The 24646-nt window shown below is 55.5% G+C and carries 21 protein-coding genes; 3 read left to right on the top strand and 18 right to left on the bottom strand.

Annotated elements, in window-relative coordinates; translation table 11 throughout:
• The first annotated feature begins 36 nt into the window (after positions 1–36).
• Positions 37–1041 carry a chemotaxis protein gene (locus tag SK58_RS09360; protein WP_015572274.1) on the top strand — a complete coding sequence of 335 codons (1005 nt, stop codon included), beginning with the start codon at positions 37–39 and terminating at the stop codon, positions 1039–1041.
• Positions 1042–1146: 105 nt separating this feature from the next.
• Here the strand turns inward: SK58_RS09360 and nuoN are convergent, their stop codons facing one another.
• The 14 genes from nuoN to lrhA all read right to left on the bottom strand — a co-directional run bounded on the left by nuoN (position 1147) and on the right by lrhA (position 17751).
• Complete coding sequence (gene nuoN, locus SK58_RS09355; protein WP_015572273.1) at positions 1147–2604, bottom strand: NADH-quinone oxidoreductase subunit NuoN; 1458 nt, start codon at positions 2602–2604, stop codon at positions 1147–1149.
• Positions 2605–2610: 6 nt separating this feature from the next.
• The gene (gene nuoM / locus SK58_RS09350) at positions 2611–4140 is read right to left on the bottom strand and encodes an NADH-quinone oxidoreductase subunit M (protein ID WP_017383429.1); all 1530 of its coding nucleotides are present in this window, start codon (positions 4138–4140) and stop codon (positions 2611–2613) included.
• 170 nt (positions 4141–4310) lie between these two features.
• Positions 4311–6152: an NADH-quinone oxidoreductase subunit L gene (nuoL, locus tag SK58_RS09345; protein WP_003861497.1), complete on the bottom strand. Its 1842-nt coding sequence runs from the start codon at positions 6150–6152 to the stop codon at positions 4311–4313.
• On the bottom strand, positions 6149–6451 hold the full coding sequence (gene nuoK, locus SK58_RS09340) for an NADH-quinone oxidoreductase subunit NuoK (RefSeq protein WP_003861496.1): 303 nt from the start codon (positions 6449–6451) through the stop codon (positions 6149–6151). Before nuoK ends, nuoL begins: the two co-directional genes overlap by 4 nt.
• Complete coding sequence (gene nuoJ / locus SK58_RS09335; protein ID WP_006811379.1) at positions 6448–7002, bottom strand: NADH-quinone oxidoreductase subunit J; 555 nt, start codon at positions 7000–7002, stop codon at positions 6448–6450. The genes nuoK and nuoJ overlap by 4 nt, the downstream gene beginning before the upstream one ends.
• Positions 7003–7012: 10 nt before the next feature.
• Positions 7013–7555 carry an NADH-quinone oxidoreductase subunit NuoI gene (gene nuoI / locus SK58_RS09330; RefSeq protein ID WP_003861491.1) on the bottom strand — a complete coding sequence of 181 codons (543 nt, stop codon included), beginning with the start codon at positions 7553–7555 and terminating at the stop codon, positions 7013–7015.
• Positions 7556–7569: 14 nt separating this feature from the next.
• Entirely contained in the window at positions 7570–8547 is a 978-nt protein-coding gene (gene nuoH / locus SK58_RS09325) for an NADH-quinone oxidoreductase subunit NuoH (protein ID WP_048219735.1), read from the bottom strand.
• Positions 8544–11267 (bottom strand): NADH-quinone oxidoreductase subunit NuoG, encoded by a 2724-nt coding sequence (nuoG, locus tag SK58_RS09320; protein WP_048219733.1) that lies wholly within the window; start codon positions 11265–11267, stop codon positions 8544–8546. The genes nuoH and nuoG overlap by 4 nt, the downstream gene beginning before the upstream one ends.
• A gap of 54 nt (positions 11268–11321) precedes the next feature.
• A complete protein-coding gene (nuoF, locus tag SK58_RS09315) occupies positions 11322–12659 on the bottom strand; it encodes an NADH-quinone oxidoreductase subunit NuoF (RefSeq protein ID WP_003861487.1) in 1338 nt (445 codons plus the stop codon).
• Positions 12656–13156: an NADH-quinone oxidoreductase subunit NuoE gene (gene nuoE / locus SK58_RS09310; RefSeq protein ID WP_006176513.1), complete on the bottom strand. Its 501-nt coding sequence runs from the start codon at positions 13154–13156 to the stop codon at positions 12656–12658. Before nuoE ends, nuoF begins: the two co-directional genes overlap by 4 nt.
• Positions 13157–13158: 2 nt before the next feature.
• Positions 13159–14961: an NADH-quinone oxidoreductase subunit C/D gene (gene nuoC, locus SK58_RS09305; RefSeq protein WP_003861484.1), complete on the bottom strand. Its 1803-nt coding sequence runs from the start codon at positions 14959–14961 to the stop codon at positions 13159–13161.
• An 89-nt stretch (positions 14962–15050) separates the two neighbouring features.
• Positions 15051–15725 carry an NADH-quinone oxidoreductase subunit NuoB gene (gene nuoB, locus SK58_RS09300; protein WP_003861482.1) on the bottom strand — a complete coding sequence of 225 codons (675 nt, stop codon included), beginning with the start codon at positions 15723–15725 and terminating at the stop codon, positions 15051–15053.
• A gap of 15 nt (positions 15726–15740) precedes the next feature.
• The gene (gene nuoA / locus SK58_RS09295; protein ID WP_003861475.1) at positions 15741–16181 is read right to left on the bottom strand and encodes an NADH-quinone oxidoreductase subunit NuoA; all 441 of its coding nucleotides are present in this window, start codon (positions 16179–16181) and stop codon (positions 15741–15743) included.
• 631 nt (positions 16182–16812) lie between these two features.
• Positions 16813–17751 (bottom strand): transcriptional regulator LrhA, encoded by a 939-nt coding sequence (gene lrhA / locus SK58_RS09290; RefSeq protein ID WP_017693002.1) that lies wholly within the window; start codon positions 17749–17751, stop codon positions 16813–16815.
• Between the two features lie 937 nt (positions 17752–18688).
• Between lrhA and alaA the strand changes: the two genes are divergently transcribed.
• Both alaA and yfbR read left to right on the top strand, forming a co-directional pair.
• Positions 18689–19903: an alanine transaminase AlaA gene (gene alaA / locus SK58_RS09285; RefSeq protein WP_003861471.1), complete on the top strand. Its 1215-nt coding sequence runs from the start codon at positions 18689–18691 to the stop codon at positions 19901–19903.
• A gap of 117 nt (positions 19904–20020) precedes the next feature.
• Positions 20021–20620, top strand: coding sequence for a 5'-deoxynucleotidase (yfbR, locus tag SK58_RS09280; RefSeq protein ID WP_003861468.1), 600 nt, complete (start codon positions 20021–20023; stop codon positions 20618–20620).
• An 80-nt stretch (positions 20621–20700) separates the two neighbouring features.
• Here the strand turns inward: yfbR and SK58_RS09275 are convergent, their stop codons facing one another.
• The 4 genes from SK58_RS09275 to yfbV all read right to left on the bottom strand — a co-directional run bounded on the left by SK58_RS09275 (position 20701) and on the right by yfbV (position 24322).
• Positions 20701–22533, bottom strand: coding sequence for an SLC13 family permease (locus SK58_RS09275; RefSeq protein WP_048219731.1), 1833 nt, complete (start codon positions 22531–22533; stop codon positions 20701–20703).
• A 75-nt stretch (positions 22534–22608) separates the two neighbouring features.
• Positions 22609–23268: a sugar phosphatase gene (locus SK58_RS09270; RefSeq protein WP_003861463.1), complete on the bottom strand. Its 660-nt coding sequence runs from the start codon at positions 23266–23268 to the stop codon at positions 22609–22611.
• Positions 23269–23279: 11 nt separating this feature from the next.
• Positions 23280–23774, bottom strand: coding sequence for a YfbU family protein (locus SK58_RS09265; RefSeq protein ID WP_003861461.1), 495 nt, complete (start codon positions 23772–23774; stop codon positions 23280–23282).
• A 92-nt stretch (positions 23775–23866) separates the two neighbouring features.
• Positions 23867–24322: a terminus macrodomain insulation protein YfbV gene (yfbV, locus tag SK58_RS09260; protein ID WP_017383434.1), complete on the bottom strand. Its 456-nt coding sequence runs from the start codon at positions 24320–24322 to the stop codon at positions 23867–23869.
• Between the last annotated feature and the right edge of the window lie 324 nt (positions 24323–24646).

Raw genomic sequence — 24646 nt, 5'->3', positions numbered from 1 at the left:
AACGATTAAAAGGCCAGCATTTCTCTTGAGGGTAGAATGGATAATTTCCAGAAAGATATTGATGACAGGGCAAACCTGACCCTGTCCAACCGTTTTGAACTGTTGCTGTTCCGTCTTGGCACCTCTCTGAACGAAAATAAATCCGAGCTGTTCGGCATCAACGTATTCAAATTGCGCGAAATTGTGCCGATGCCGACCTTCACCAAACCGGCGGGAATGAAGTCTCCGCTGATGGGGATGGTGAACATTCGTGACCAGGTGATCCCGGTGATCGATCTGGCCGCCGTCGCCGGCTGCAAACCAGCCACCGGGCTGAACATCCTGCTGATCACCGAATATGCCCGCAGCGTGCAGGCGTTTGCCGTGGAATCGGTGGAAAACATCATGCGTCTGGACTGGAAGCAGGTGCACGCCGCGGAAACCGCCGTCAGCGGTCGCTACATCACCAGCATTGCCTGTCTGGACGAGAAGACCGATACCAACGATCTGGCGATGGTGCTGGACGTGGAGCAGATCCTGTACGACATCACCCCGGCGAACCACGATCTGCACGCCACCCATCTGGAAACCACCAAATTCAACATCAAGCCTGGCTCTGTCGCGATTGTTGCAGAAGATTCAAAAGTAGCGCGCTCAATGCTGGAGAAGGGATTGCAGGCGATGGAGATCCCGGCCCAGCTGCATATCACCGGCAAAGACGCGTGGGAGAAAATCACTCAGCTGGCCGCGCAGGCACAGGCCGAGGGCGTTCCCGTTACCGATAAGATTGCCCTGGTATTAACCGACCTCGAAATGCCGGAGATGGACGGATTTACGCTGACGCGAAAAATCAAATCCGACCCGGTACTGAAAGATATTCCGGTGGTGATCCACTCGTCTCTTTCCGGCAACGCGAACGAAGATCATATTCGCAAAGTGAAGGCGGACGGCTATGTGGCGAAGTTTGAGCTGAACGAGCTGTCGTCGGTAATTGAAGAGGTGCTGGACCGCTCGATGAAGAAGATTGAAGGGCCGTTGATTAGCCGCAAGCAGCTGGCTTAGTCGGGTGGCGCTACGCTTACCCGACCTACAAAACCCGTAGGCCCTGCAAGCGTAGCGCCGCTGGGCAATAAAAAAGGCAACTTTCGTTGCCTTTTTGCTTTCACCTTACATCAGCGGCATCGCGCGCTGCACGATATCAATCAGCGGCTGCGGATAGATACCGAAGATCAGCACCAGCAGCGCGGAGATCAGCACCACGATACCGCCGGCGCTATACTGCCAGTTGGACGGCGCATCGCGGTTGAGCTGCTGAGGCGCGCTCAGGTACAGGCTCACGGCAACGCGCAGGTAGTAGTAGAGACCAATCGCGGAGCCGATAACGACACCCGCCGTCAGCCACCACAGACCCGCCTGCACACCGACGGCCAGCACGTAGAACTTACCGATAAAGCCCAGCGTCATCGGGATACCCGCCAGAGAGAGCATCATCACGGTCATTACCGCAGACAGAATCGGACGGTGCCAGAACAGACCACGGTAGGAGAACAGGGAATCCGCATCCGGGCCACGGTACGGGCTGGACATCAGGCTCACCACGCCGAACGCGCCGAGGCTGCTAAACAGGTAACCGGCCAGATAGACGCCCACAGTTTCCATCGACATCTCACCGCTTTGCAGCGCAATCAGCGCCACCAGCAGGTAACCCAGATGGGAGATAGAGGAGTAGCCCAGCAGACGCTTGATGTTGGTCTGGCTCAGCGCCATCAGGTTACCGAAGATGATGGACACGAACGCGATAATGCCCAGCACCACGCGGACCGCTTCGCTGTCGCCCACCGGGGCGTACAGGAACAGACGCATGACCACACCGAAGATAGCGATTTTGCTCGCCGTCGCCAGGAAGGTCGAGACCGGTGCAGGGGCACCCTGGTATACGTCTGGCGTCCACAGGTGGAACGGAACCAGTGAGAGTTTAAAGCCAAGGCCAACAATCATCATGCCCAGACCCGCCAGCAGCAGCGGCTCATGCATCATGCCGTCGCCAAGGCTCTTACCGAGCGCCATGAAGGAGAGATTACCCGTCTGTGCGTACAGCAGCGCGATACCAAACAGCAGGAACGACGACGCGGCAGCAGACAGGATCGTGTACTTGATTGCCGCTTCCAGAGAGCGCTTCTGGCGGAAAGCGTAACCAATCAGGCCGAACAGCGGGAGTGAGATCAGCTCAATACCGAGGAACAGCGCGGCCAGGTGGTTCGCGTTCGCCAGCAGAATACCGCCCAGTGCGGCAATCAGTACCAGCAGGTAAAACTCTTCTTTGTTGTCGTTGTACCCTTCGAGCCACGGGTACGCAAAGGTACAGGTTGCCAGGCTCGCCAGCAGCACCAGACCGGTGTAGAGCATGGCGTAACCGTCAACGCGCATCAGCGGCGTGACGTCCATCGCTCCCGCCTGGCCAACAAACCAGAGGGAAACTAACGCAGCGTTCAGACCCAGAACGGACAGGGTCGCATTCAGGAAGTGATTGCGTCGCCACGCAATGGAGAGCATCACAACCACCACCGTCAATCCGACGATCAGCAGCGGTAGCAGCGCGATCAGTTGTTGTGGAGTTATTGTCATGGCGAATTACGGCCTTGTAGTAGAAGCAGAATTAACAAACCACTGCTGGATGTTACCCATCGCGGAGTGCGAGGTATCCAGAATCGGCTGCGGATAGAAGCCCAACAGCACCAGCAGTACGACCAGCAGCAGGATGATGAACAGCTCACGCAGCGACATCCCCGGCAGTTCTTGTGCAGCAATTTCACTCTTCGCTTTACCGAAGTAAGCGCGGTGCAGCATCGCCAGCGAGTACACGGAGGCAAATACCAGACCAAAGGTGGAGATGATGGTGATTGTCGGTACCACGTTGAAGCTGCCGAACAGGATCATAAACTCGCCGACGAAGTTACCGGTACCCGGCATACCCAGAGTCGCCACCGCGAAGAACATGGAGAGCGCCGGCAGCCATTTCATTTTGCCCCACAGGCCGCCCATCATACGCATGTCGCGGGTATGCAGACGTTCGTACAGCTGACCACACAGGATGAAGAGACCGGCAGCAGACAGGCCGTGCGCAATCATCTGGATCACCGCGCCCTGGTATGCCAGCTGGCTGCCGGTGTAGATGGCAATCAGCACGAAGCCCATGTGGGAAACGGAGGTGTAAGCAATCAGACGTTTGATGTCGTACTGCGTGAAGGCCATCCACGCACCGTAGAAGATACCGATCACGCCAAGCCACATGGCAATCGGCGCGAACTCTGCGGAGGCGTTCGGGAACAGCGGCAGGGAGAAACGCAGCAGACCGTAGGCCGCCGTTTTCAGCAAGATACCCGCCAGGTCAACGGAACCCGCCGTTGGCGCCTGAGAGTGCGCGTCCGGCAGCCAGCCGTGCAGCGGTACGACCGGCATTTTCACCGCGAAGGCGATGAAGAAGCCGAGCATCAGCAGGTATTCCACGCCGTGGGACATCGGGGTCTTCAGCAGATCTTCATAGTTGAAGGTCCAGACGCCGGTCGCATTGTAATGCACGAATACCAGCGCCAGGATGGCAATCAGCATCACCAGACCACTCGCCTGGGTGTAGATGAAGAACTTGGTGGCCGCCGTGATACGCGTTTTACCGTCGGATGCCTTGTGGCCCCACAGCGCGATCAGGAAGTACATCGGCACCAGCATCATCTCCCAGAAGAAGAAGAACAGGAACATGTCGATGGCCAGGAACACGCCGATCACGCCGCCCAGGATCCACATCAGGTTCAGGTGGAAGAAGCCCTGGTATTTTTCGATTTCTCGCCAGGAGCAGAGTACCGCCAGAACGCCGAGCAGACCGGTCAGCACCACCATCAGCAGCGACAGACCGTCAATCGCGAGGTGGATCGTAATACCGAAACGTGGGATCCACGGCAGAATGAACTCAGACTGCCACTGCGGAAGGCCCGCGGACTGGGTCAGTGAGTAGCCACCCTGCAACCAGAGTTGCAGACCAAGCGCGAGCGTCAATCCCATGGTGATCAGCGCGATCCAGCGCGGCATCTTCACGCCAAAGCGTTCAGTCTGCCAGCACAGGAAGCCGCCGATGAAGGGAATTAATATTAGCCAGGGTAGTAACATGGCGATTTTTATTCCTTGTTAAAGTCCCTCAGGGACCGATTTTCAACGAATTCGACAAAATTCACGTTTGAGTGCGGGGCCTTTTGCCCGGTGGCGCTTCGCTTACCGGGCCTACGGTCCGTAGGTCGGGTAAGCGCTAGCGCCACCCGACAATCCCCGCTAACTCAAAATCAACGCAACACCATCAGCAGCGCCAGTACGACAACTGCACCGATGCTCATGGACGCCACATACCAGCGCAGATAACCGTTCTCGCTGAACAGCAGGCCTTTACCTGCAAAGCGAGAGAGGATCGCCGGGATATTCATCAGGCTGTTCAGTGGATCGCGCTTCAGCAGCCATGCAATGCCCAGGAACGGCTTCACGAAGATCATGTCGTACAGCCAGTCGAAGCCCCATGCGTTGTACCACCAGGTGCCCAGCAGACGGCCCGGCGCGCTGTTGGCAACGGCAGTCACCAGCGTGCGTTTGCCCAGCCACAGCCATGCGGCAATCAGGATGCCCGCGATAGCCACTACGCCGGAGGTGATTTCAAGCGTCAGAACGCGACCGTGCTCAAGCTCGGTTGTCGCCGGCAGTACGCCCTGCAACGGTGGCACAATCATCGCGCCAACGAAGGTGGACAGGACCAGCAGCACAATCAGCGGCAGGTGGTGGGTAATCCCCTTCCCTGCGTGAGCGTGAATTTGTTCTTTACCGTGGAAGACGATGAAAATCATACGGAAGGTATACAGGGAGGTCATAAACGCACCGACCAGACCCGCAACCATCAGATTGATATGACCATTCGCCATGGCGCCCGCCAGGATTTCGTCCTTACTGAAGAAGCCTGCGGTGATCAGCGGCAGTGCCGCCAGCGCCGCGCCGCCTACCAGGAAGCAGACATACACCAGCGGGATAGACTTACGCAGTCCGCCCATTTTGAAGATGTTCTGCTCGTGGTGGCAGGCCAGAATCACCGAACCGGATGAGAGGAACAGCAGCGCTTTAAAGAACGCGTGCGTCATCAGGTGGAAAATGGCCGCGTCCCACGCCTGAACGCCCAGCGCCAGGAACATGTAACCAATCTGGCTCATGGTGGAGTACGCGAGAACGCGTTTGATGTCGGTCTGCACCAGCGCGGCAAAGCCAGCCAGCACCAGCGTAACCGCACCGACGATACCCACCAGATGCAGAATTTCCGGGGTCATCAGGAACAGGCCATGGGTACGCGCAATCAGGTAGACACCGGCGGTAACCATGGTTGCGGCGTGGATCAACGCGGAGACAGGGGTTGGACCCGCCATCGCGTCGGCCAGCCATGTCTGCAACGGCAGCTGCGCGGATTTACCCACAGCGCCACCCAGCAGCATCAGCGTTGCCCACCACAGCATGTTGTTGCCTGCTTCGAAGTGCGCCGGCGCCAGTTCCACCATTTCGCGGAAGTTTAGCGTGCCCAGTTCGTTGTAAAGAATGAACAGCGCGAAAGCGAGGAACACGTCACCCACACGGGTCACGACGAACGCTTTCATGGCCGCTGCGCCATTCTTCGGATCGGTGTAGTAGAAACCGATCAGCAGGTAAGAACACAGACCCACGCCTTCCCAGCCCAGATACATCAGCAGCAGGTTATCGGCCAGCACCAGAACCACCATGCTGGCGATAAACAGGTTGGTGTAGGCGAAGAAGCGGGAGTATCCCTCTTCACCGCGCATGTACCAGGAGGCGAACATGTGGATCAGGAAGCCGACGCCGGTAACTACGGAGAGCATGGTCAGAGACAGACCATCCAGCACCAGGTTGAAACCGATGTTGAAGTTACCGACCGACATCCAGTTCCACAGCGGTACGCTGTAGGCCTGACGTCCATTGTTAAAGAAGTCGATACCCGCATACGCTGTGACCAGCGCAGCCAGGCCGATAGAGCCAATGCCCACGGTGGCAGACAGATTCTCAGACCAGCGGCCGCGAGAAAACGCCAGCAGCACGAAGCCAATCAGCGGAAAAATAATGGTTAAGGCAAGCATGTTCATCCACGCAACTCACTTACTGAATCGATGTTCAGGTTCTGGCGGCGACGATGGAGCTGTAGCAACAGCGCCAGGCCAATACTCGCTTCAGCAGCCGCGAGGCTGATGGCGAGAATGTACATCACCTGACCATCGGTCTGGCCCCAGTAGCTACCGGCGACCACAAAGGCCAGCGCGGAAGCGTTGATCATGATTTCCAGACCGATCAGCATAAACAGCAGATTGCGGCGGATAACCAGACCGGTTAAGCCCAGAACGAATAAAATCGCAGCGAGGATCAGTCCATGTGTTAAGGGGATCATGCGCGTTCCTCCGTTTTTCTTTTCGCGCGGTCGTCAGTGCGGTTGCTCAGCACCTCGCCAGCACGCTCTTCGCGGCCAACGTGGAAGGCCACAACCAGACCCGCCAGCAGCAGCATTGAGGCCAGCTCAACCGCCAGAACGTACGGACCAAACAGGGTAATACCCACGGCTTTCGCGCTGATTGGCGTCCCGTCGATACCCTGGTCGTTGACGCCCAGAATGGCGTAAACAATCACCGCCAGCATGATGGCCGACAGAATTGCCGGACCAATCCACACCTGCGGTTTTAACCACTGACGTTCCTGCTCAATTTCAGAGCCGCCCAGGTTGAGCATCATCACCACGAACACGAACAGCACCATGATGGCCCCGGCGTAGACGATGATTTCCAGCGCACCGGCGAAGTGCGCGCCCAGCGCAAAGAACACCCCGGAAATAGCCAGCAGCGAGATGATTAAATACAGCAGCGCATGCACCGGATTGGTGTGCGTGATCACTCGCAGCGTAGCCAGGATGGCGATAAGGCCACAGATATAAAAAGCGAATTCCATTGCCCTCTCCTTACGGTAACAGGCTCTTGACGTCGATAGGCTTAGCTTCGTTCTCTGCTTCGCCTTTATCTTTGCCGTCGATTGCCATACCCGCCATCCGGTAGAAGTTATATTCCGGGTATTTGCCCGGACCGGAAATCAGCAGATCCTCTTTCTCGTACACCAGATCCTGACGCTTGTACTCACCCAGCTCGAAGTCTGGAGTCAGCTGAATCGCCGTGGTTGGGCACGCTTCTTCACACAGACCGCAGAAAATGCAGCGTGAGAAGTTGATGCGGAAGAACTCAGGGTACCAGCGGCCGTCTACCGTCTCTGCTTTTTGCAGAGAGATACAGCCCACCGGACACGCTACCGCACACAGGTTACAGGCAACGCAACGCTCGGAACCGTCCGGGTCGCGCGTCAGCACGATACGTCCACGGTAGCGCGGCGGCAGATATACCGGCTCTTCCGGGTACATCCGGGTTTCGCGTTTGGCAAACGCATGCAGGCCGATCATCCAGATACTGCGTACCTGAGTGCCGAAACCTACCAATAATTCTTTTAAGGTCATGATCTCAAAGCCCCTTATGGCTGCTGCCAGAGAATGACAGCCGCCGTTACCAACAAGTTGACGAGCGTCAGCGGCAGGCACACTTTCCAGCCGAAGGACATTACCTGGTCATAACGCGGACGCGGTAACGCTGCGCGAATCAAAATGAACATCATCATGAAGAACGCGGTTTTCAGCGCGAACCAGATGAACGGCGGTAAGAACGGGCCATGCCAGCCACCAAAGAACAGCGTTACCATCAACGCGGAAATGGTGACGATACCGATGTACTCGCCCACGAAGAACAGACCGAACTTCATACCGGAATATTCAATGTGGTAACCGTCTGCCAGTTCCTGTTCGGCTTCTGGCTGGTCAAACGGGTGACGGTGACACACCGCCACGCCCGCGATGGCAAAGGTCACAAAACCAAAGAACTGCGGGATAACGTTCCAGATGTCGGCCTGGTTGTTGACGATGTCGGTCATGTTAAATGAACCGGCCTGCGCCACCACGCCCATCAGGGAGAGCCCCAGGAACACTTCGTAGCTCAGCGTCTGCGCGGAAGCACGCATCGCGCCCAGCAGCGAGTATTTGTTGTTACTGGACCAGCCTGCAAACAGCACCGCGTAAACCGCGAGGCCTGCCATCATCAGGAAGAACAGAATGCCGATGTTCAGGTCAGCGACAACCCAGGTCGGGCTGACGGGAACAATAGCAAACGCCAGCAGCAGCGAGGTGAAGGCGATCATCGGTGCCAGCGTAAAGATCACGCGGTCCGAGAAGCGCGGAACCCAGTCCTCTTTGAAGAACATCTTGATCATGTCCGCCACTAGCTGGAGTGAACCACCCCAGCCCACGCGGTTCGGTCCGTAACGGTTCTGGAACAGACCAAGCAGACGACGTTCACCAAAGCTCATGAACGCGCCGCAGGTGACGACTACCAGCAGAATCACAACCGCTTTCAGAATGCTCAGCAGGATATCGATAAGATCCGGCGTTAACCAACTCATGCTTTTGCCTCCTGAAGGTTATCAAGATGCGCACCCGCCAGAACCGGCGCGATGCCAGGCATCCCCATCGGCAGACCCACCTGCCCTGCTGACAAACGTTCAGAGATAATCAGCGGCAGGCTGATGGTCTGGCCGTCGTAGCTAAAGGCAATGTTCGCACCCGCGTTCACGCCAAGCTTCGCAGCATCCGCCGGGTTGAGCTTGATGTACGGCTGCGGCATACGCTGCTGGAATACCGGAGAACGCTGAGACATTTCATCGCTACCGAACAGGTGGTAGTACGGCGCAATACGCCACTGACCTTCCTGCGCCTGGAAGCTCGCCGGAACGGTGGTGAAGAAGTCCAGACCGGTTTCGGAGGCTTCAATCAGACGTACACCCGGATCGCCGTGGCGCAGGTGGCCACCCACTTCAGCCTGGAACTTGTTCCATGCCTGCGGGGAGTTCCAGCCCGGTGCCCATGCAAACGGGATTTGCGAACGCGGCGCAGACGGCTGGTTGTTCCCTTCCATCGAGAAGGCAAACATGGTGTCTTTATCCTGCGGCTGACGCGGTTCGTGCACGCTGATGTTGGCGCGCATCGCGGTACGACCGCTGTAGCGGTGCGGCTCACGCGCCAGTTTCTGGCCGCGAATGCGGAAGCTTGCGTCAGGCGCGGCGTCTTTAATGCCCGCCAGCTGAGGCAGTTTCTCAACAACCGCGTCAATAACGTGGTCGAGCTGCGTCCAGTCCACTTCACGGCTCTGCACGGTGCTGTGCAGAGAGTGCAGCCAGCGCCAGCTTTCCAGCATCACGGTTTTGCTGTCGTAGTAGGCCGGGTCATAAACCTGGAAGAAACGCTGGGCGCGGCCTTCGTTGTTGATCACCGTCCCGTCGCTTTCTGCGAAGCTTGCCGCAGAGAGCACCAGGTGCGCTTTGTCCATGATCGCGGTGCGCTGATGGTCGATAACCATCACCAGCGGCGCTCTGGAGAGCGCGGCGTCAACGCGAGCGGCAGAAGCATGGCGATGCAGGTCGTTTTCCAGCACCACAACGGCGTCAGCGGCACCGGATTCCAGTTCGCTTAACGCGTCTTCCAGCGAGCCGCCGCCAATCATACCCAGACCGATGCTGTTCACCGCACGGGCAATCATGGTAACTCCGACGTCAGCGCCGCGGCCCTTCAGGGCTTTGGCAACGTTCGCTGCGGCCTGAATGATTTCAGCGCTACCGGCGTTGGTACCGGAAATAATCAGAGGTTTCTTCGCCCCCGCCAGTGCCTGAACAATCACATCGACCTTGTTTTGCAGGTCGCGATCCAGTTCAACGGCCGGCGAGTTGCTGTCCAGCGCGTGGGCAATGGCAAAGCCGAGACGCGCCTGATCTTCAACCGGCGCGCAGTAGGTCCACGCGGCGATATCGTCCAGACGAGTGTTGTCGACGTTAGTCACAAACAGAGGATGCTTCGCGCGCTGACCGATGTTGAGAATGGCCGCAATCTGCCAGTCAGCCACTTTCTGCGCCGCTGCCATTTCACGTGCTTTACCTTTCACCGCCTGACGAACCGCCAGAGCCGCGCGTGCGCCGGTCTGCGTCAGGTCTTCACCCAGCACCAGAACCGCATCATAGGATTCGATTTCGCGCAGCGCAGGCGTATGAATGCCGCCTTCACGCAGCACTTTCAGCACCAGCTGGAGACGTTCCTGCTCGCCCTGGGCGATACCGGTGTAGAAGTTTTCCGCCCCAACCAGCTCGCGCAGCGCGAAGTTGCTTTCGATGCTGGCGCGCGGGGAGCCGATGCCGATCACTTTCTTCGACTGACGCAGAATATCCGCCGCGCCCTGCATCGCCTGCTCGGCGTTGAGGGTAATGACGTCATCGCCACGGCGCTGTACCGGCTGACGCGGACGGTCTTTCAGGTTCACATAGCCATAGCCGAAACGACCGCGGTCGCAGAGGAAGTAGTGGTTAACGGTACCGTTGTAACGGTTTTCGATACGACGCAGTTCGCCGTAACGTTCACCCGGGCTGGTGTTACAGCCGAGGGAGCACTGCTGGCAGATGCTTGGCGCAAACTGCATGTCCCATTTACGGTTGTAACGTTCAGAGTGGGTTTTATCCGTGAATACGCCGGTCGGACAGATTTCTACCAGGTTACCGGAGAATTCGCTTTCCAGCGTACCGTCTTCCGGACGACCGAAGTAGACGTTGTCATGCGCGCCATATACGCCCAGATCCTGTCCGTCTGCATAATCTTTGTAGTAACGCACGCAGCGGTAGCAGGCGATGCAGCGGTTCATTTCGTGAGAGATGAACGGCCCCAGATCCTGGTTACGGTGGGTACGCTTGGTAAAGCGATAGCGACGGAAGCTGTGACCGGTCATGACGGTCATATCCTGAAGGTGGCAGTTACCGCCCTCCTCACACACCGGACAGTCGTGCGGGTGGTTGGTCATCAACCACTCCACCACGCTTTCACGGAACTGTTTGGCTTCTTCGTCATCAATCGAAATAAAGGTGCCTTCGGCGGCTGGCGTCATACAGGACATCACCAGGCGACCACGCGTGTCTTCCGCGTTTTGATATTGCTTCACCGCACACTGGCGGCAAGCACCGACGCTGCCCAGCGCCGGATGCCAGCAAAAGTACGGAATATCGAGGCCAAGAGACAGACAAGCTTCCAGCAGGTTGTCCGCCCCGTTGACTTCGTATTCTTTGCCGTCTACATGAATCGTAGCCATTAGCATGCTTCCAGTTGGCTCGGCCGAAACCGAGCGTTAATCAAAATTCTGTTTTTACCAGCGCGCTTTCAGCAGGTTCGGCTGAATACCATTGATCGAATGGGTATTGCTGAACGGCTGCTTGATGCCTGCTTCGAATTCGTCGCGGAAATATTTAATCGCGCTTTGCAGCGGCTCGACGGCGCCCGGTGCGTGGGCACAGAAGGTTTTACCCGGCCCTAAGAATCGACACAGTTGCTCAAGTGTCTCGATATCGCCAGGCTGGCCTTCGCCACGTTCGATAGCACGCAGGATCTTCACGCTCCACGGCAGACCATCACGGCACGGTGTACACCAGCCGCAGGACTCGCGGGCGAAGAACTCTTCCAGGTTACGCACCAGGGATACCATGCCGATCTCATGGTCGACGGCCATCGCCAGCGCCGTACCCAGACGGCTGCCTGCTTTACCAATGCTTTCGAACTCCATTGGCAGGTCAAGGTGGGCTTCGGTCAGGAAGTCCGTCCCTGCCCCACCCGGCTGCCAGGCTTTGAATTTCAGGCCATCGCGCATGCCGCCGGCGTAGTCTTCAAGAATTTCGCGTGCGGTGGTGCCGAACGGCAGCTCCCAGACGCCAGGGTTCTTCACGCGACCGGAGAAGCCCATCAGCTTGGTACCGGCATCTTTGCTTGAGGAGATGCCCTGATACCACTCCACGCCGTTCGCGAGGATCGCCGGGACGTTGCACAGGGTTTCGACGTTGTTGACGCAGGTCGGTTTACCCCACACGCCGGAGCTTGCCGGGAACGGTGGCTTGGAGCGCGGGTTCGCGCGGCGGCCTTCCAGGGAGTTAATCAGCGCGGTTTCTTCACCGCAGATATAACGCCCGGCACCGGTGTGCACGAACAGCTCGAAGTCAAACCCGGTGCCCAGGATGTTTTTACCCAGCAGACCGGCTTCAGTGGCTTCGGCAATCGCGCGACGCAGGTTTTCAGCCGCTTCGATGTATTCACCGCGCAGGAAGATATAGCCACGGTACGCTTTCAGCGCGAACGCGGAGATCAGCATGCCTTCAACCAGCAGGTGCGGCAGCTGTTCCATCAGCAGGCGGTCTTTATAGGTACCCGGCTCCATTTCATCGGCGTTACACAGCAGGTAACGGATGTTCATGGATTCGTCTTTCGGCATCAGGCTCCACTTCAGACCGGTGGAGAAGCCCGCGCCCCCGCGGCCTTTCAGGCCAGACTCTTTCACCGCGTTAACGATGTCGTCCGGCGCCATGCCGCCGAGGGCTTTACGCGCGCCGGCATAGCCGTTTTTGCTCTGATATTCGTCGAGCCAGACCGGCTGTTTGTCATCACGCAGACGCCAGGTCAGCGGATGCGTCTCAGCAGTACGAATTACAGTTTTCATTTGTACTGCTCCAGCAGGTCAGGAATCGCTTCCGGCGTCAGATGGCTGTGAGTGTCCTCATCAATCATCATGGTCGGCCCCTTGTCGCAGTTACCCAGGCAGCAGGTTGGCAGCAGAGTAAAGCGTCCGTCGAAGGTGGTCTGGCCCGGCTTGATATTGAGTTTCTTCTCAATCGCAGCCTGAATGCCCTGATAACCGGTGATGTGGCAGACCACGCTGTCACAGTAGCGGATCACATGGCGGCCTACCGGCTGACGGAAGATCTGGCTGTAGAACGTGGCTACGCCTTCTACGTCACTTGCCGGAATGCCCAGCACTTTTGCGATCTCGTAGATCGCCCCATCCGGCACCCAACCACGCTGTTTCTGTACGATTTTCAGCGCTTCAATGGACGCCGCACGCGGGTCTTCGTAGTGGTGCATCTCGTGCTCAATGGCGGCACGCTCTGCTTCACTCAGCTCAAAAGCCTCGGTTTGTGGTTGTTGATTCTCGTGCATAATTAGCGGTCCACATCTGACATAACAAAATCGATACTACCCAGATACACAATCAGGTCGGAGACCAGACTGCCGCGAATGGCGGCCGGGATCTGCTGCAAGTGTGCGAAGCTTGGCGTACGCACGCGGGTGCGGTAGCTCATGGTGCTGCCGTCGCTGGTGAGGTAGTAACTGTTGATACCCTTGGTCGCTTCAATCATCTGGAAGGATTCCTGTGCCGGCATGACCGGGCCCCAGGAAACTTGCAGGAAGTGGGTGATCAGGGTTTCGATATGTTGCAGCGTGCGCTCTTTCGGTGGCGGCGTCGTCAGCGGGTGATCCGCCTTGAACGGGCCTTCCGGCATGTTGTTGAGGCACTGCTCAAGGATGCGCAGGCTCTGGCGCAGCTCTTCCACTTTCAGCATCACGCGGGTGTAGCAGTCGGATACGCCGCCGCCAACCGGGACTTCAAAGTCGAAGTTCTCGTAACCAGAGTAAGGACGGGCTTTACGCACGTCGAAATCAATACCCGTCGCACGCAGACCTGCACCTGTGGTTCCCCACTCCAGCGCTTCTTTCGCGCCGTAGGCAGCAACGCCCTGAGAACGGCCTTTCAGGATGGAGTTACGCAGCGCGGCTTTCTCGTAAGACGCCAGACGTTTCGGCATCCAGTCGAGGAATTCACGCAGCAGGCGGTCCCAGCCGCGCGGCAGATCATGCGCCACACCGCCGATGCGGAACCAGGCCGGGTGCATACGGAAACCGGTAATCGCTTCCACCAGATCGTAGATTTTCTGACGGTCGGTAAAGGCGAAGAAGACCGGCGTCATCGCGCCGACGTCCTGAATGAACGTGGAGATGTACAGCAGGTGGCTGTTAATACGGAACAGTTCAGACAGCATCACGCGAATCACGTTAACGCGATCCGGGACGGTGATGCCTGCCAGTTTCTCAACGGCCAGCACGTATGGCATTTCGTTCACGCAGCCGCCGAGGTATTCGATACGGTCGGTGTACGGAATGTAGCTGTGCCAGGACTGACGCTCGCCCATCTTCTCGGCACCACGGTGGTGGTAGCCGATGTCAGGCACGCAGTCGACAATCTCTTCGCCATCAAGCTGAAGAATAATACGGAATGCACCGTGCGCAGACGGGTGGTTTGGACCGAGGTTGAGGAACATGAAGTCCTCGTTTTCGGTGCCGCGCTTCATGCCCCAGTCTTCCGGCTTGAAGGTCAGCGCTTCCATCTCCAGATCCTGCTTGGCTTTGGTCAGCTCAAACGGGTCAAATTCGGTGGCGCGTGCCGGGTAGTCTTTACGCAGCGGGTGGCCGGTCCAGGTCTGCGGCATCATGATGCGCGTCAGATGCGGGTGACCGTCGAAGGTCATGCCGAACATTTCCCAGGTTTCACGCTCGTACCAGTTGGCGTTCGGGAAAAGTTTGGTGATCGTCGGCAGATGCATGTCGTTTTCAGACAATGCCACCTTGAGCATGATATCCGTGTTGCGGTCTATTGAGATCAGGTGGTAGAAAACGGAAAAATCCGCAGCAGGGAGACCCTGGCGGTGCGTTCTCAGACGTTCGTCCATGCCGTGTAAGTCAAACAGCATGACGTAAGGTTTTGGCAATTTCTTGAGGAAATCGACAACTTCCAGTAATTGCTCACGCTTCACCCAAACAACGGGTACCCCGGTGCGGGTGGCCTGAACAGTAAAGGCATCCGGCCCAAAACGGTTGCGCAGTTCGCCAATGACGGGGTCATCGAGATGATCCCGGGTCTGCCAGGCGGCTTCTTGCGCGGTTAAGTCGGTCATATTGTTCACCATTGCAAATGGTCCGTGGTGACTGTTAAGCCTGGCTTCGCGCTATTTGAGTAGTGATATGCGAAGGTGTTCTCCAGGCCCACAGGCGCAAATTAAATTTCGTCAGGCGTACGCAGGTTGGTGACGGCAATACGTTCACCACGTTTACGCTCGCGCTCAGACTGCATGTTCGCGCGATAGACACCCTGATCGCCAACAACCCATGAAAGCGGGCGGCGTTCTTTACCAATTGACTCCTGGAGCAGCATCAGCGCCTGCATATAGGCCTCTGGACGCGGCGGGCAGCCCGGGATGTACACATCCACCGGAATGAACTTATCAACGCCCTGCACAACGGAATAAATGTCGTACATACCGCCGGAGTTTGCACATGCGCCCATGGAGATAACCCATTTTGGCTCCAGCATCTGGTCATAAAGACGCTGAATAACCGGTGCCATCTTGGTAAAGCAGGTCCCGGCCACCACCATCAGGTCAGCCTGACGTGGAGAAGCACGCAGTACCTCGGCCCCAAAACGCGCAACGTCATGCACCGCAGTGAATGACGTCACCATTTCAACGTAGCAGCAAGAAAGGCCAAAGTTGTATGGCCAGATGGAGTTCTTACGACCCCAGTTGACCATGTCGTGCATGGCATGTTCGAGCTTGCCCATGTACACGCTTTTGTTGACTTCTTGCTCCAGGGGGTCGGTTACGATCTCCTGTTTTTGCAGGGGGTAACGGTCATTCTCACCGTTAGGATCTATGCGGGTGAGCGTATAATCCATCTTATTGCCTCGCTGTTACTGCTGACGATTAGAGATACTGTTTTCCGGGTTGATGTGTTCACGGCGTGAACGCACAGGTGTCCAGTCCAGCGCGCCAATACGCACCAGATAAACCAGACCGGCCAGTAACACTAAAATGAAAATTGCGGCCTCGACAAAGCCCACCCAACCACTTTCGCGAATGGAGGTAGACCACGCGAAGAGGTAAAGCGCTTCCACGTCAAAAATGACGAAGAACATGGCTACCAGGTAGAACTTGGCAGACAGGCGTAAGCGAGCGGTACCTACTGAATCAATACCTGATTCGAAAGGTGTGTTTTTGTGCCTTGCGCGGGCGCGACCGCCCAGGAACCAGCCGCCGACTAACATCAGGCAGCACAGGCCAATGGCTACAATAAGAAAGATTGCGAATGCCCAGTGATGAGCGATGACTTCTGTGGATGTTGACATACTCATTGCTTACTCATCAAAAGTGATACCGACGACACTGCTCTTGCTGGCAGATGGGCATCACATCGATTCATGGGGAGGAACAAAATAACCTTACACTAACTGTCAGAAATGAGACATAGACAGCAAAATGATGGGGTTTTTTACTCCTTTCTATAACCTTTTGTCAACTTTAACAAAGGTTTCTTCACATTAAATTACAACGTGCGATTCTCATTAACATTTGGTGCCCTTTAACCCTGGTGGGTACATGACTTTCCGTCAAATGCATCTTGTTGAATCGTGTCCGTTTTGGAAGTAAAAAAAATAACCCTCCTATTTTGACAGGATTTGCCAACGATTCCTCCCCCCAAATGGGAGTATTTTCTTGATCTGAGACACGCTTTTGTTAATTCAATCAAAAAAACAGCAACATACTTCCTGTTTTTTTAACATCGGCGGGGTATGAGGTAAGTTAGAACAGGTATTGTTTACATCTCAACCAAAAACATTTACTGCATTGATAAATAAGCGGTATTTGCTTTATCCCTGCTCCGTTCACGGTTATGAATAACAAAAAAAACCACTCGCAGGAAAAAATCATGCGAGTGGCTCTTTTTTGCACTTACATTTTGTTACGAGAATTTTGAGGGAATGATCACTCAAAATCCCCTTCCACGATCAGGGAGTCGTCCCCTCCTTCGGGAGTAACAGGCGCGTACTGCCATGGATTGTGGTAGTTTTCCATTGCCTCGAACACCACTTTTGCCAGCTCGTTGTTGCTGGCGGCGTTATGGCACAGCAGGTACTCCGTATCCGGCAACGACGGGAGTCCCTCGGATTGACCCAGCACACGCAGATCGGGGCTCATCATCTCCACCGGACGGGCCGTTACGCCAAGCCCGGCCTTCACCGCCGCTCGCACTGCGGGCAAGGTTGACGCCACGTACGCCAGGCGCCATGGAATACCGGCTTCGTTGAGCGCAGCCAGCACCATATCGCGGAACGGACTCGGATCGTCCAGCAGGACCAGGGGTATCGGCTCACCTTTCTGCAATACATACTCCGCGGCACAGTACCAGTGCGTTGGAGAAGTACGCAGCGTCAGGCTGTCAAACTGGCCAGGTCGATGCGTCGTGACCACCAGGTCAACCTCGTTTTCTTTCAGCATCTCAACCATGAAAGCATTGCGTTTAACGCTAACGTCCAGGGCAAGCTTCGGATAAACCGAGCTAATTCGGTTGAGAAGGAAGGGTAAAATGGTATCTGCTGATTCATCTGACGCCCCTAATGTTAACACTCCCTGAAGGTTGCTAAACATTAATGACATACAGGCTTCATCATTAAAGCGCAGTATCTTTCTGGCATAACCCAGAAGCTGAATACCATGTTCTGTTAAAAGCTTATTACGTCCATGACGCGCAAAAAGCTCTTTACCAACCAGTTGTTCCAGCCGCTGCATTTGCTGACTCACGGCGGACTGGGTACGGCAAACGGCGGCAGCAGCTGCTGCAAAAGTGTTGAGATCGGCGACCGCAACAAACGTTCTCAGCAGATCGAGGTCGAGATTCATTATCGGACGATTTGCATTTATCATATCTTTTCACTTTCAGGTTGCTCGTGCGGAGCTGCCCGGGTTGAAGCTGTGTGTAACAGTTAAGCAATTCCTTCTGAAGAGTTTCCCTCGCATCCCGGCCCGGCAGACTGCCTGACAGATAGTTATTGTACTGCGGTATATCACCAGTCAGAAATCACGTTTCATGACGTTATTTTTATTCTCTTGCGTCCAGGATATTTCGTTGTTTGCAGGTCGATGTTAATACCATAAAGAGTAAGACATGTTTTCTGCCATCTATATCGCAGCGTTGGCAACGTAGCAAGATGTGACTTACCCAATCAGCCAGAGATAATTTTAACAATAACAATCGATTAATACAGGAAAGCAGTATCCGATATACGTAACAGGCCTATCGCTATGCTGCATTCCCGAAACACATCTTAACCCAAATCCACTATATTTATAAGTCTTATTGCAATATTAAGGATTTACCGCCAATGATAAGCAACTACACTCTTTTTATTAAAATTAACGAAAGTTGCATTTTCGTCGTTAATAATAAATAAAGTTTAATTTAGATTCAGGCCATTCATTAATAACCCTTAACATTAATTTCACATGAGTAACTTTTAACCTGGCTTTGCTAATATGGCAATCGGTATCTTAGCATTCAGGTTTTGCGAATGGTCACTCAGGGGGACTAATGCATCAGCCCGAATCGTCTTTTTATTTATTCCAGAATAATATTCATCCTTATATGAAATTTTTAGCATAAACCACCCAGAACCCCTCTTTATCACGATAAATTCAGGCACAAAATCACTCCGTCGTTAGAGTAAGCGATCACCGCGGCATTGCCCGGTTGGACGAAATCTTCTTCTGTGCGCCCTTCAAAACGAAGCGCGGTGGGAGTACATTGTTCCGTGCTCACTTCCACGGCAGGAAGTTGCAATAATAGCGAAAAGGTTAAAGGTTCATGTCCCCTATCGAAAAATCCAGCAAGCTCGACAACGTCTGTTACGACATCCGTGGCCCGGTACTCAAAGAGGCAAAACGCCTTGAAGAGGAAGGCAATAAGGTTCTGAAACTCAACATCGGCAACCCCGCGCCATTTGGTTTTGAAGCGCCGGATGAGATCCTGGTGGATGTGATCCGTAACCTGCCCACTGCACAAGGCTACTGCGATTCAAAAGGGCTTTATTCCGCCCGTAAAGCCATCATGCAGCACTATCAGGCTCGCGGTATGCGCGACGTCACCGTTGAAGATATCTACATTGGCAACGGTGTCTCGGAGCTGATCGTTCAGGCGATGCAGGCGCTCCTGAACAGCGGCGATGAAATGCTGGTTCCTGCCCCGGATTATCCGCTGTGGACGGCTGCGGTGTCCCTGTCCAGCGGTAAAGCGGTGCACTACCTGTGCGACGAATCCTCTGACTGGTTCCCGGATCTGGATGATATTCGCGCCAAAATTACCCCGCGCACCCGGGGTATCGTGATCATTAACCCGAATAACCCGACGGGTGCGGTCTATTCAAAAGAGCTGCTGATGGAGATCGTCGAGATCGCCCGCCAGCACAACCTGATCATCTTTGCCGACGAGATTTACGACAAGATCCTGTACGACGCGGCGCAGCACCACTCTATCGCCGCGCTGGCGCCCGATCTGCTGACGGTCACCTTTAACGGACTGTCTAAAACTTACCGCGTTGCCGGTTTCCGTCAGGGCTGGATGGTACTGAACGGTCCGAAAAAACATGCGAAAGGCTACATTGAAGGGCTGGAGATGCTGGCATCCATGCGTCTGTGCGCCAACGTACCGGCGCAACATGCGATCCAGACAGCACTCGGCGGCTATCAAAGCATCAGCGAGTTTATCGTTCCAGGCGGCCGCCTGTATGAACAGCGCAACCGCGCATGGGAATTGATTAATGATATTCCGGGCGTCTCCTGCGTGAAGCCTAACGGCGCGCTGTACATGTTCCCGAAAATCGACGCGAAGCGCTTCAATATTCACGACGACCAGAAAATGGTGCTCGACTTCCTGTTGCAGGAAAAAGTGCTGCTGGTTCAGGGGACGGCGTTTAACTGGCCGTGGCCGGATCACGTGCGTATCGTCACCCTGCCGCGCGAAGACGATCTCGAGATGGCCATCAGCCGCTTCGGGCGCTTCCTCTCCGGGTACCATCAGTAACGCTGACTTTCCGCCGGGTAGCGCTGCGCTTACCCGGCCTGCAACATCCGCAAATTTGCATCTTCCCTCCCCTCCCCGCACAATGAAGTCTGTCGCAGTGAAGACATAAGGTAACCTATGAGTCAGAGTCATTTCTTTGCCCACCTCTCCCGCCTGAAACTCATCAACCGCTGGCCGCTGATGCGCAATGTGCGTACTGAAAATGTGTCTGAGCACAGTTTGCAGGTTGCCATGGTCGCGCACGCGCTGGCCGCGATTAAAAACCGCAAATTCAACGGGCAGGTGAATGCCGAACGTATCGCCCTGCTGGCGATGTATCACGATGCATCGGAAGTGCTGACCGGGGATCTGCCTACGCCGGTGAAATATTTCAACTCGCAGATTGCCCAGGAATATAAGGCCATTGAGAAGATTGCCCAGCAGAAGCTGATCGATATGGTGCCTGAAGAGCTGCGCGATATCTTCGGGCCGCTGATCGATGAGCATCAGTATACGGAAGAGGAGAAATCCCTGGTTAAGCAGGCCGATGCGCTGTGCGCCTACCTGAAGTGTCTGGAAGAACTGTCCGCCGGGAATAACGAATTTTTACTGGCAAAAACGCGTCTGGAAAAAACGCTGGAATCTCGTCGCAGCGAAGAGATGGACTACTTTATGCGCGTGTTTGTGCCGAGCTTCCATTTGTCGCTGGATGAGATTAGCCAGGATTCGCCACTCTGATTTTCGCCCAGCGGCGCTGCGCTTGCAGGGCCTACGGGGTTGTAGGCCGGGTAAGGCGTAGCCGCCACCCGGCAAAATGCTCAGAACGGAAACAGGACCGGTATCAATACCACGCACACCACCATCACCAGCACGGTGAACGGCACACCCAGCTTCACGAAATCACTGAACCTATAATTCCCGGGCCCCAGCACCAGCGTATTGACCGGGGAAGAGACCGGCGTCATAAATGCCGCGGACGCCGCCATCGCAACGATCATCGCAAACGGATACGGCGAAACGCCCATCGATTTTGCCATCGCCAGCGCAATGGGCGCCATCAGCACCGCCGTTGCGGTATTGGAGATGAACAAACCGATGGTGGCACACATGACGAACAGGCAAACCATCATCAGGTACGGACCATATCCCCCGCCCGCGTCCATTAGGCCTTTCACGATCAAATCCACCCCGCCGGTTTTCTGTAGCGCCAGGGCGAAGGGCATCATCCCGACGATGAGAATGATGCTCGGCCAGTGAATCGCTTTGTAAGCGCTTTCGGCGTCAATACAGCGGAATTTGCCCATTAACAGACAGGCGATTATCGCCGCCACCGGGTTAGGGATCTCGTCCGTCAGCATCAGCGCGACCATCAATACCAGGCAAAAAATCGCATGGGGCGCCTGGCTGTGCGCCGGTGATGCATCGTTCTCTTCAATCGGCATATTCAGCACCACAAAATCGCGGCCTTTCTGCCCGAGCTGGCTAATCAGTTTCCAGTTGCCGACCACGAGGAAGATATCCCCCAGCAGGATCGGCTCATCCACCACCGCCCCTTCAAGGGCTACGCCATCGCGCTTCAGGCCCACCACGTTGAGGCCATAGCGGGTACGAAAGCCGATTTCACGCACGGTTTTACCCAATAACTCCGATTCCGGGATCAGGGACACCTCGGCCATTCCCACATCCAGCGCCTGGTCGGAGAAATACTCACCGCGCAGCACCATCGGCTCCAGCAGCTGTTCGCTACAAAACTCGCGCAGATCCACGTCCGCGGTGGACATATCAATCAGCAGGACGTCACGCGCGCGAAACTCTGACACCCCGTTCACGTTAACGATCACCCGGCGAAAACGACGCCAGCGCTCAACCCCGATGACGTTCGCGCCATAGCGTTCGCGTAGCTTAAGGTCATCCAGCCGCTGCCCCACCATAGGCGATCCCGGGCGGATAGCCAGACGTCGGGCACGCCCGGTCAGACGATACTCTTTAATCAGATCGCGGAAAGAGCGCCGCTTCCAGCCCTCTTTGGCTTTATCCTGCTTCTCCCCTTTCAGCGCGAAACGGGTCAATAGCATATAGATAATGCCCATCACCAGTACCACCAGCCCGATCGGCGTAACGCTGAAAAAGCTAACCCCCTCAAGCCCCTCACGGATCAGTTCGCTGTTCACGACGAGGTTCGGCGGCGTTGCGACCAGCGTCATCATGCCGCTGATGAGCCCGGCGAAGCTCAACGGCATCATCAGCCGCGACGGGGAGATCTGCATCCTCATGCAGACGCTCAGCACGACCGGAATAAAGATGGCCACGACGCCCGTAGAGCTCATAAACGCGCCCAGCCCGGCGACCGTCAGCATCAGGTAAATCAGCATTTTGGTTTCGCTGCTGCCCGCCACCTTAACCAACCACGACCCCATCATCGTCGCCACGCCGGTGCGTACCAGCCCGTCGCCAATAATAAACAGGGCGGCAATCAAAATAACGTTGGGATCGCTAAACCCGGAAAAGGCTTCCGGCAGGGAAAGGGTACCGCTCAGAACGAATGCGACAATCACAAACAGGGCGACGGCATCCATGCGCACCTTGCCCGTGGCAAAAAGAATGATGGCGATTAACAGCAGGCTCAGGACCCAAATCAGTTCACCGTTCACAACATGTCCTTGTCAGTGGAGGAGAAGCAATTCTGCCATAAAAAAGCCCCGGTAATGCGGGGCTATATCATGGGATTACATTTTTAGCGAGACGGTTACAACTCCGTCTGACGCCTTCGAGACGTCGATGGCGGTCAGGGTGTTAAGCACGAAATCCGCCTCTTCCAGCCGGGGGGAACCCGCCGGGACGTTAACGGCAATGACGTGGCTTCCGGCGTTCAGCCCGGCCAGCACGCCTGCCGCCGCGTCTTCCACCACCACGCACTCCGCTGGCGCAAGGCCAAGCAGTTCTGCGCCGAGCAGAAACGCATCCGGTTCAGGCTTGCCGCGCTTCACGCGCTCAGCGGTAATGAAGACGTCCGGCGTCGGTAAACCTGCCGCCTTATGACGGGCATGCGCGACGGGAACCGAGCCGGAGGTGACGATAGCCCACGGGATCTGCGCTTCATTCAGGTGCTCAAGCAGTTCACGCGCACCGGGCAGCGCGGTGATGCCTTCGGTATCGGTAGCTTCAATCTGCTCAAGATAGCGGAACTCCGCCTGAATCTCTTCCTCAGAACGTCCCGCAAGGAAGTGCCGCAATGAGGTAATGGCCTGTTTGCCATGGATGAAATTCAGTACGTCCTGATGGTCGATGCCATGCCGGTCGGCCCAGTGGCACCACGAGCGCTCCACCACCGGTAGCGAATCCACCAGCGTACCGTCCAGATCAAACAGAAAACCTTTACACTGCACACACACCTCCGTCAGGCATTAATGATTTGTTGAATTTCGTTGCTGCTTAAATGGTACTGACGCGGACAGGCGTGCCACGCGCTCAGCATACGTTGATACTTATCCCACATCGGGGTCTGGGCGTTGAAGCCGTGCGTACCCGCATCAAAATGGGTGTAACGCCCTTCGGTATTCACCATAAAGCGTACATAGCTCAGATAGCGCGCTTCCGTCGCAGCATCAAAGCCCAGGAACGTCACGCGGCGCTCGTCAATGGTCTGCTGGTCCTTCAGATTGGTCCAGGACACATGCAGCGCATGGTACATCTCCATGATGTCGATAACGATACGGCAGGTTTCCTCTTTCAGTTCGCCAAATTCGCGATCCAGTTCGCGCATCTGCAAGCCAAAACCACGTTCAACAATGGTTTGCAGGCGGCTGTAGCGCGCAGCGTTATCGGGATCAAGCATAGTCATCATCTTGTACTGGTTAGACAAAATCAGACGTTGAGCATGGGTCATTTCCATCTTTCGACTCCTGTAGCGCATTGCACTGTAAAAAAAAGACACGGTAACTGATTGTTACTGTGCCTTCTTTTGGTCGTCGTTTCGATGATCAATCACAAGTCATCGAGGAATGTTTTATCAAGCTGTTTAAACGCACGCTTGAGGGTATCCGCCAGCGCCTGATAGTCTGGCTTGCCTTCAACCGGTGCCAGCGCCTGGCCCGCCTCCTCCAGTTTTCCACGCACTTCATAAAACCAGTGTAAAACAGAAGGCGGAAGTGGCGTGACGGAACGTTTGCCTAACCACCATAGCCCCTGCATCGGCAGGCTTAACGCAAAAAGCGCCGTCGCGACGGCAGGGCCAAGCTGTCCACCTAACGCTATCTGCCAGCACAGGGTAAAAACGGCAATCGGGGGCATAAAGCGAATCGCATAGCGCGTGGCGCGAATAGTGCGATTTTCAATAAACATGGGCGCGAGGCGCTTTTCCATCGGCCATGTCTTTGCGTAATGCTGTCCCCGACGAAACAGACTAAAAAAGTTCACGGACGGGATTTCGGGTGTCGACATGGCTGTACCTCAACTTCACATATAAAAATTAAAATTTTCGTGCAAAACCACAACAGGCTATGACAACGTTCAAAATATTTTGTCATCGCTACCCCGTATCGGGTATCCTGTGCCAGCCTGATAGGGCCGTAGACGATAAGCGTTAACTCGTCAAATTATCGCATATTATGCCATTGTCTGAAAAATGTTCAAAATGGCTTAAAATCATAGGTATTTCTTCCATCCTGCCAGAATGTTTGTTTGGCATGATGTTAATCATAAATGTCTGGGTCAGCATGCGTTACGCTTTTAGACTCACTGACGTTTTTTTAGCCACGTATCAAT

This window comes from Enterobacter sp. BIDMC93 (assembly GCF_001037805.1).
Taxonomy (GTDB): domain Bacteria; phylum Pseudomonadota; class Gammaproteobacteria; order Enterobacterales; family Enterobacteriaceae; genus Enterobacter; species Enterobacter hormaechei_C.
This window is presented reverse-complemented; position numbering and strand designations above follow the sequence as displayed.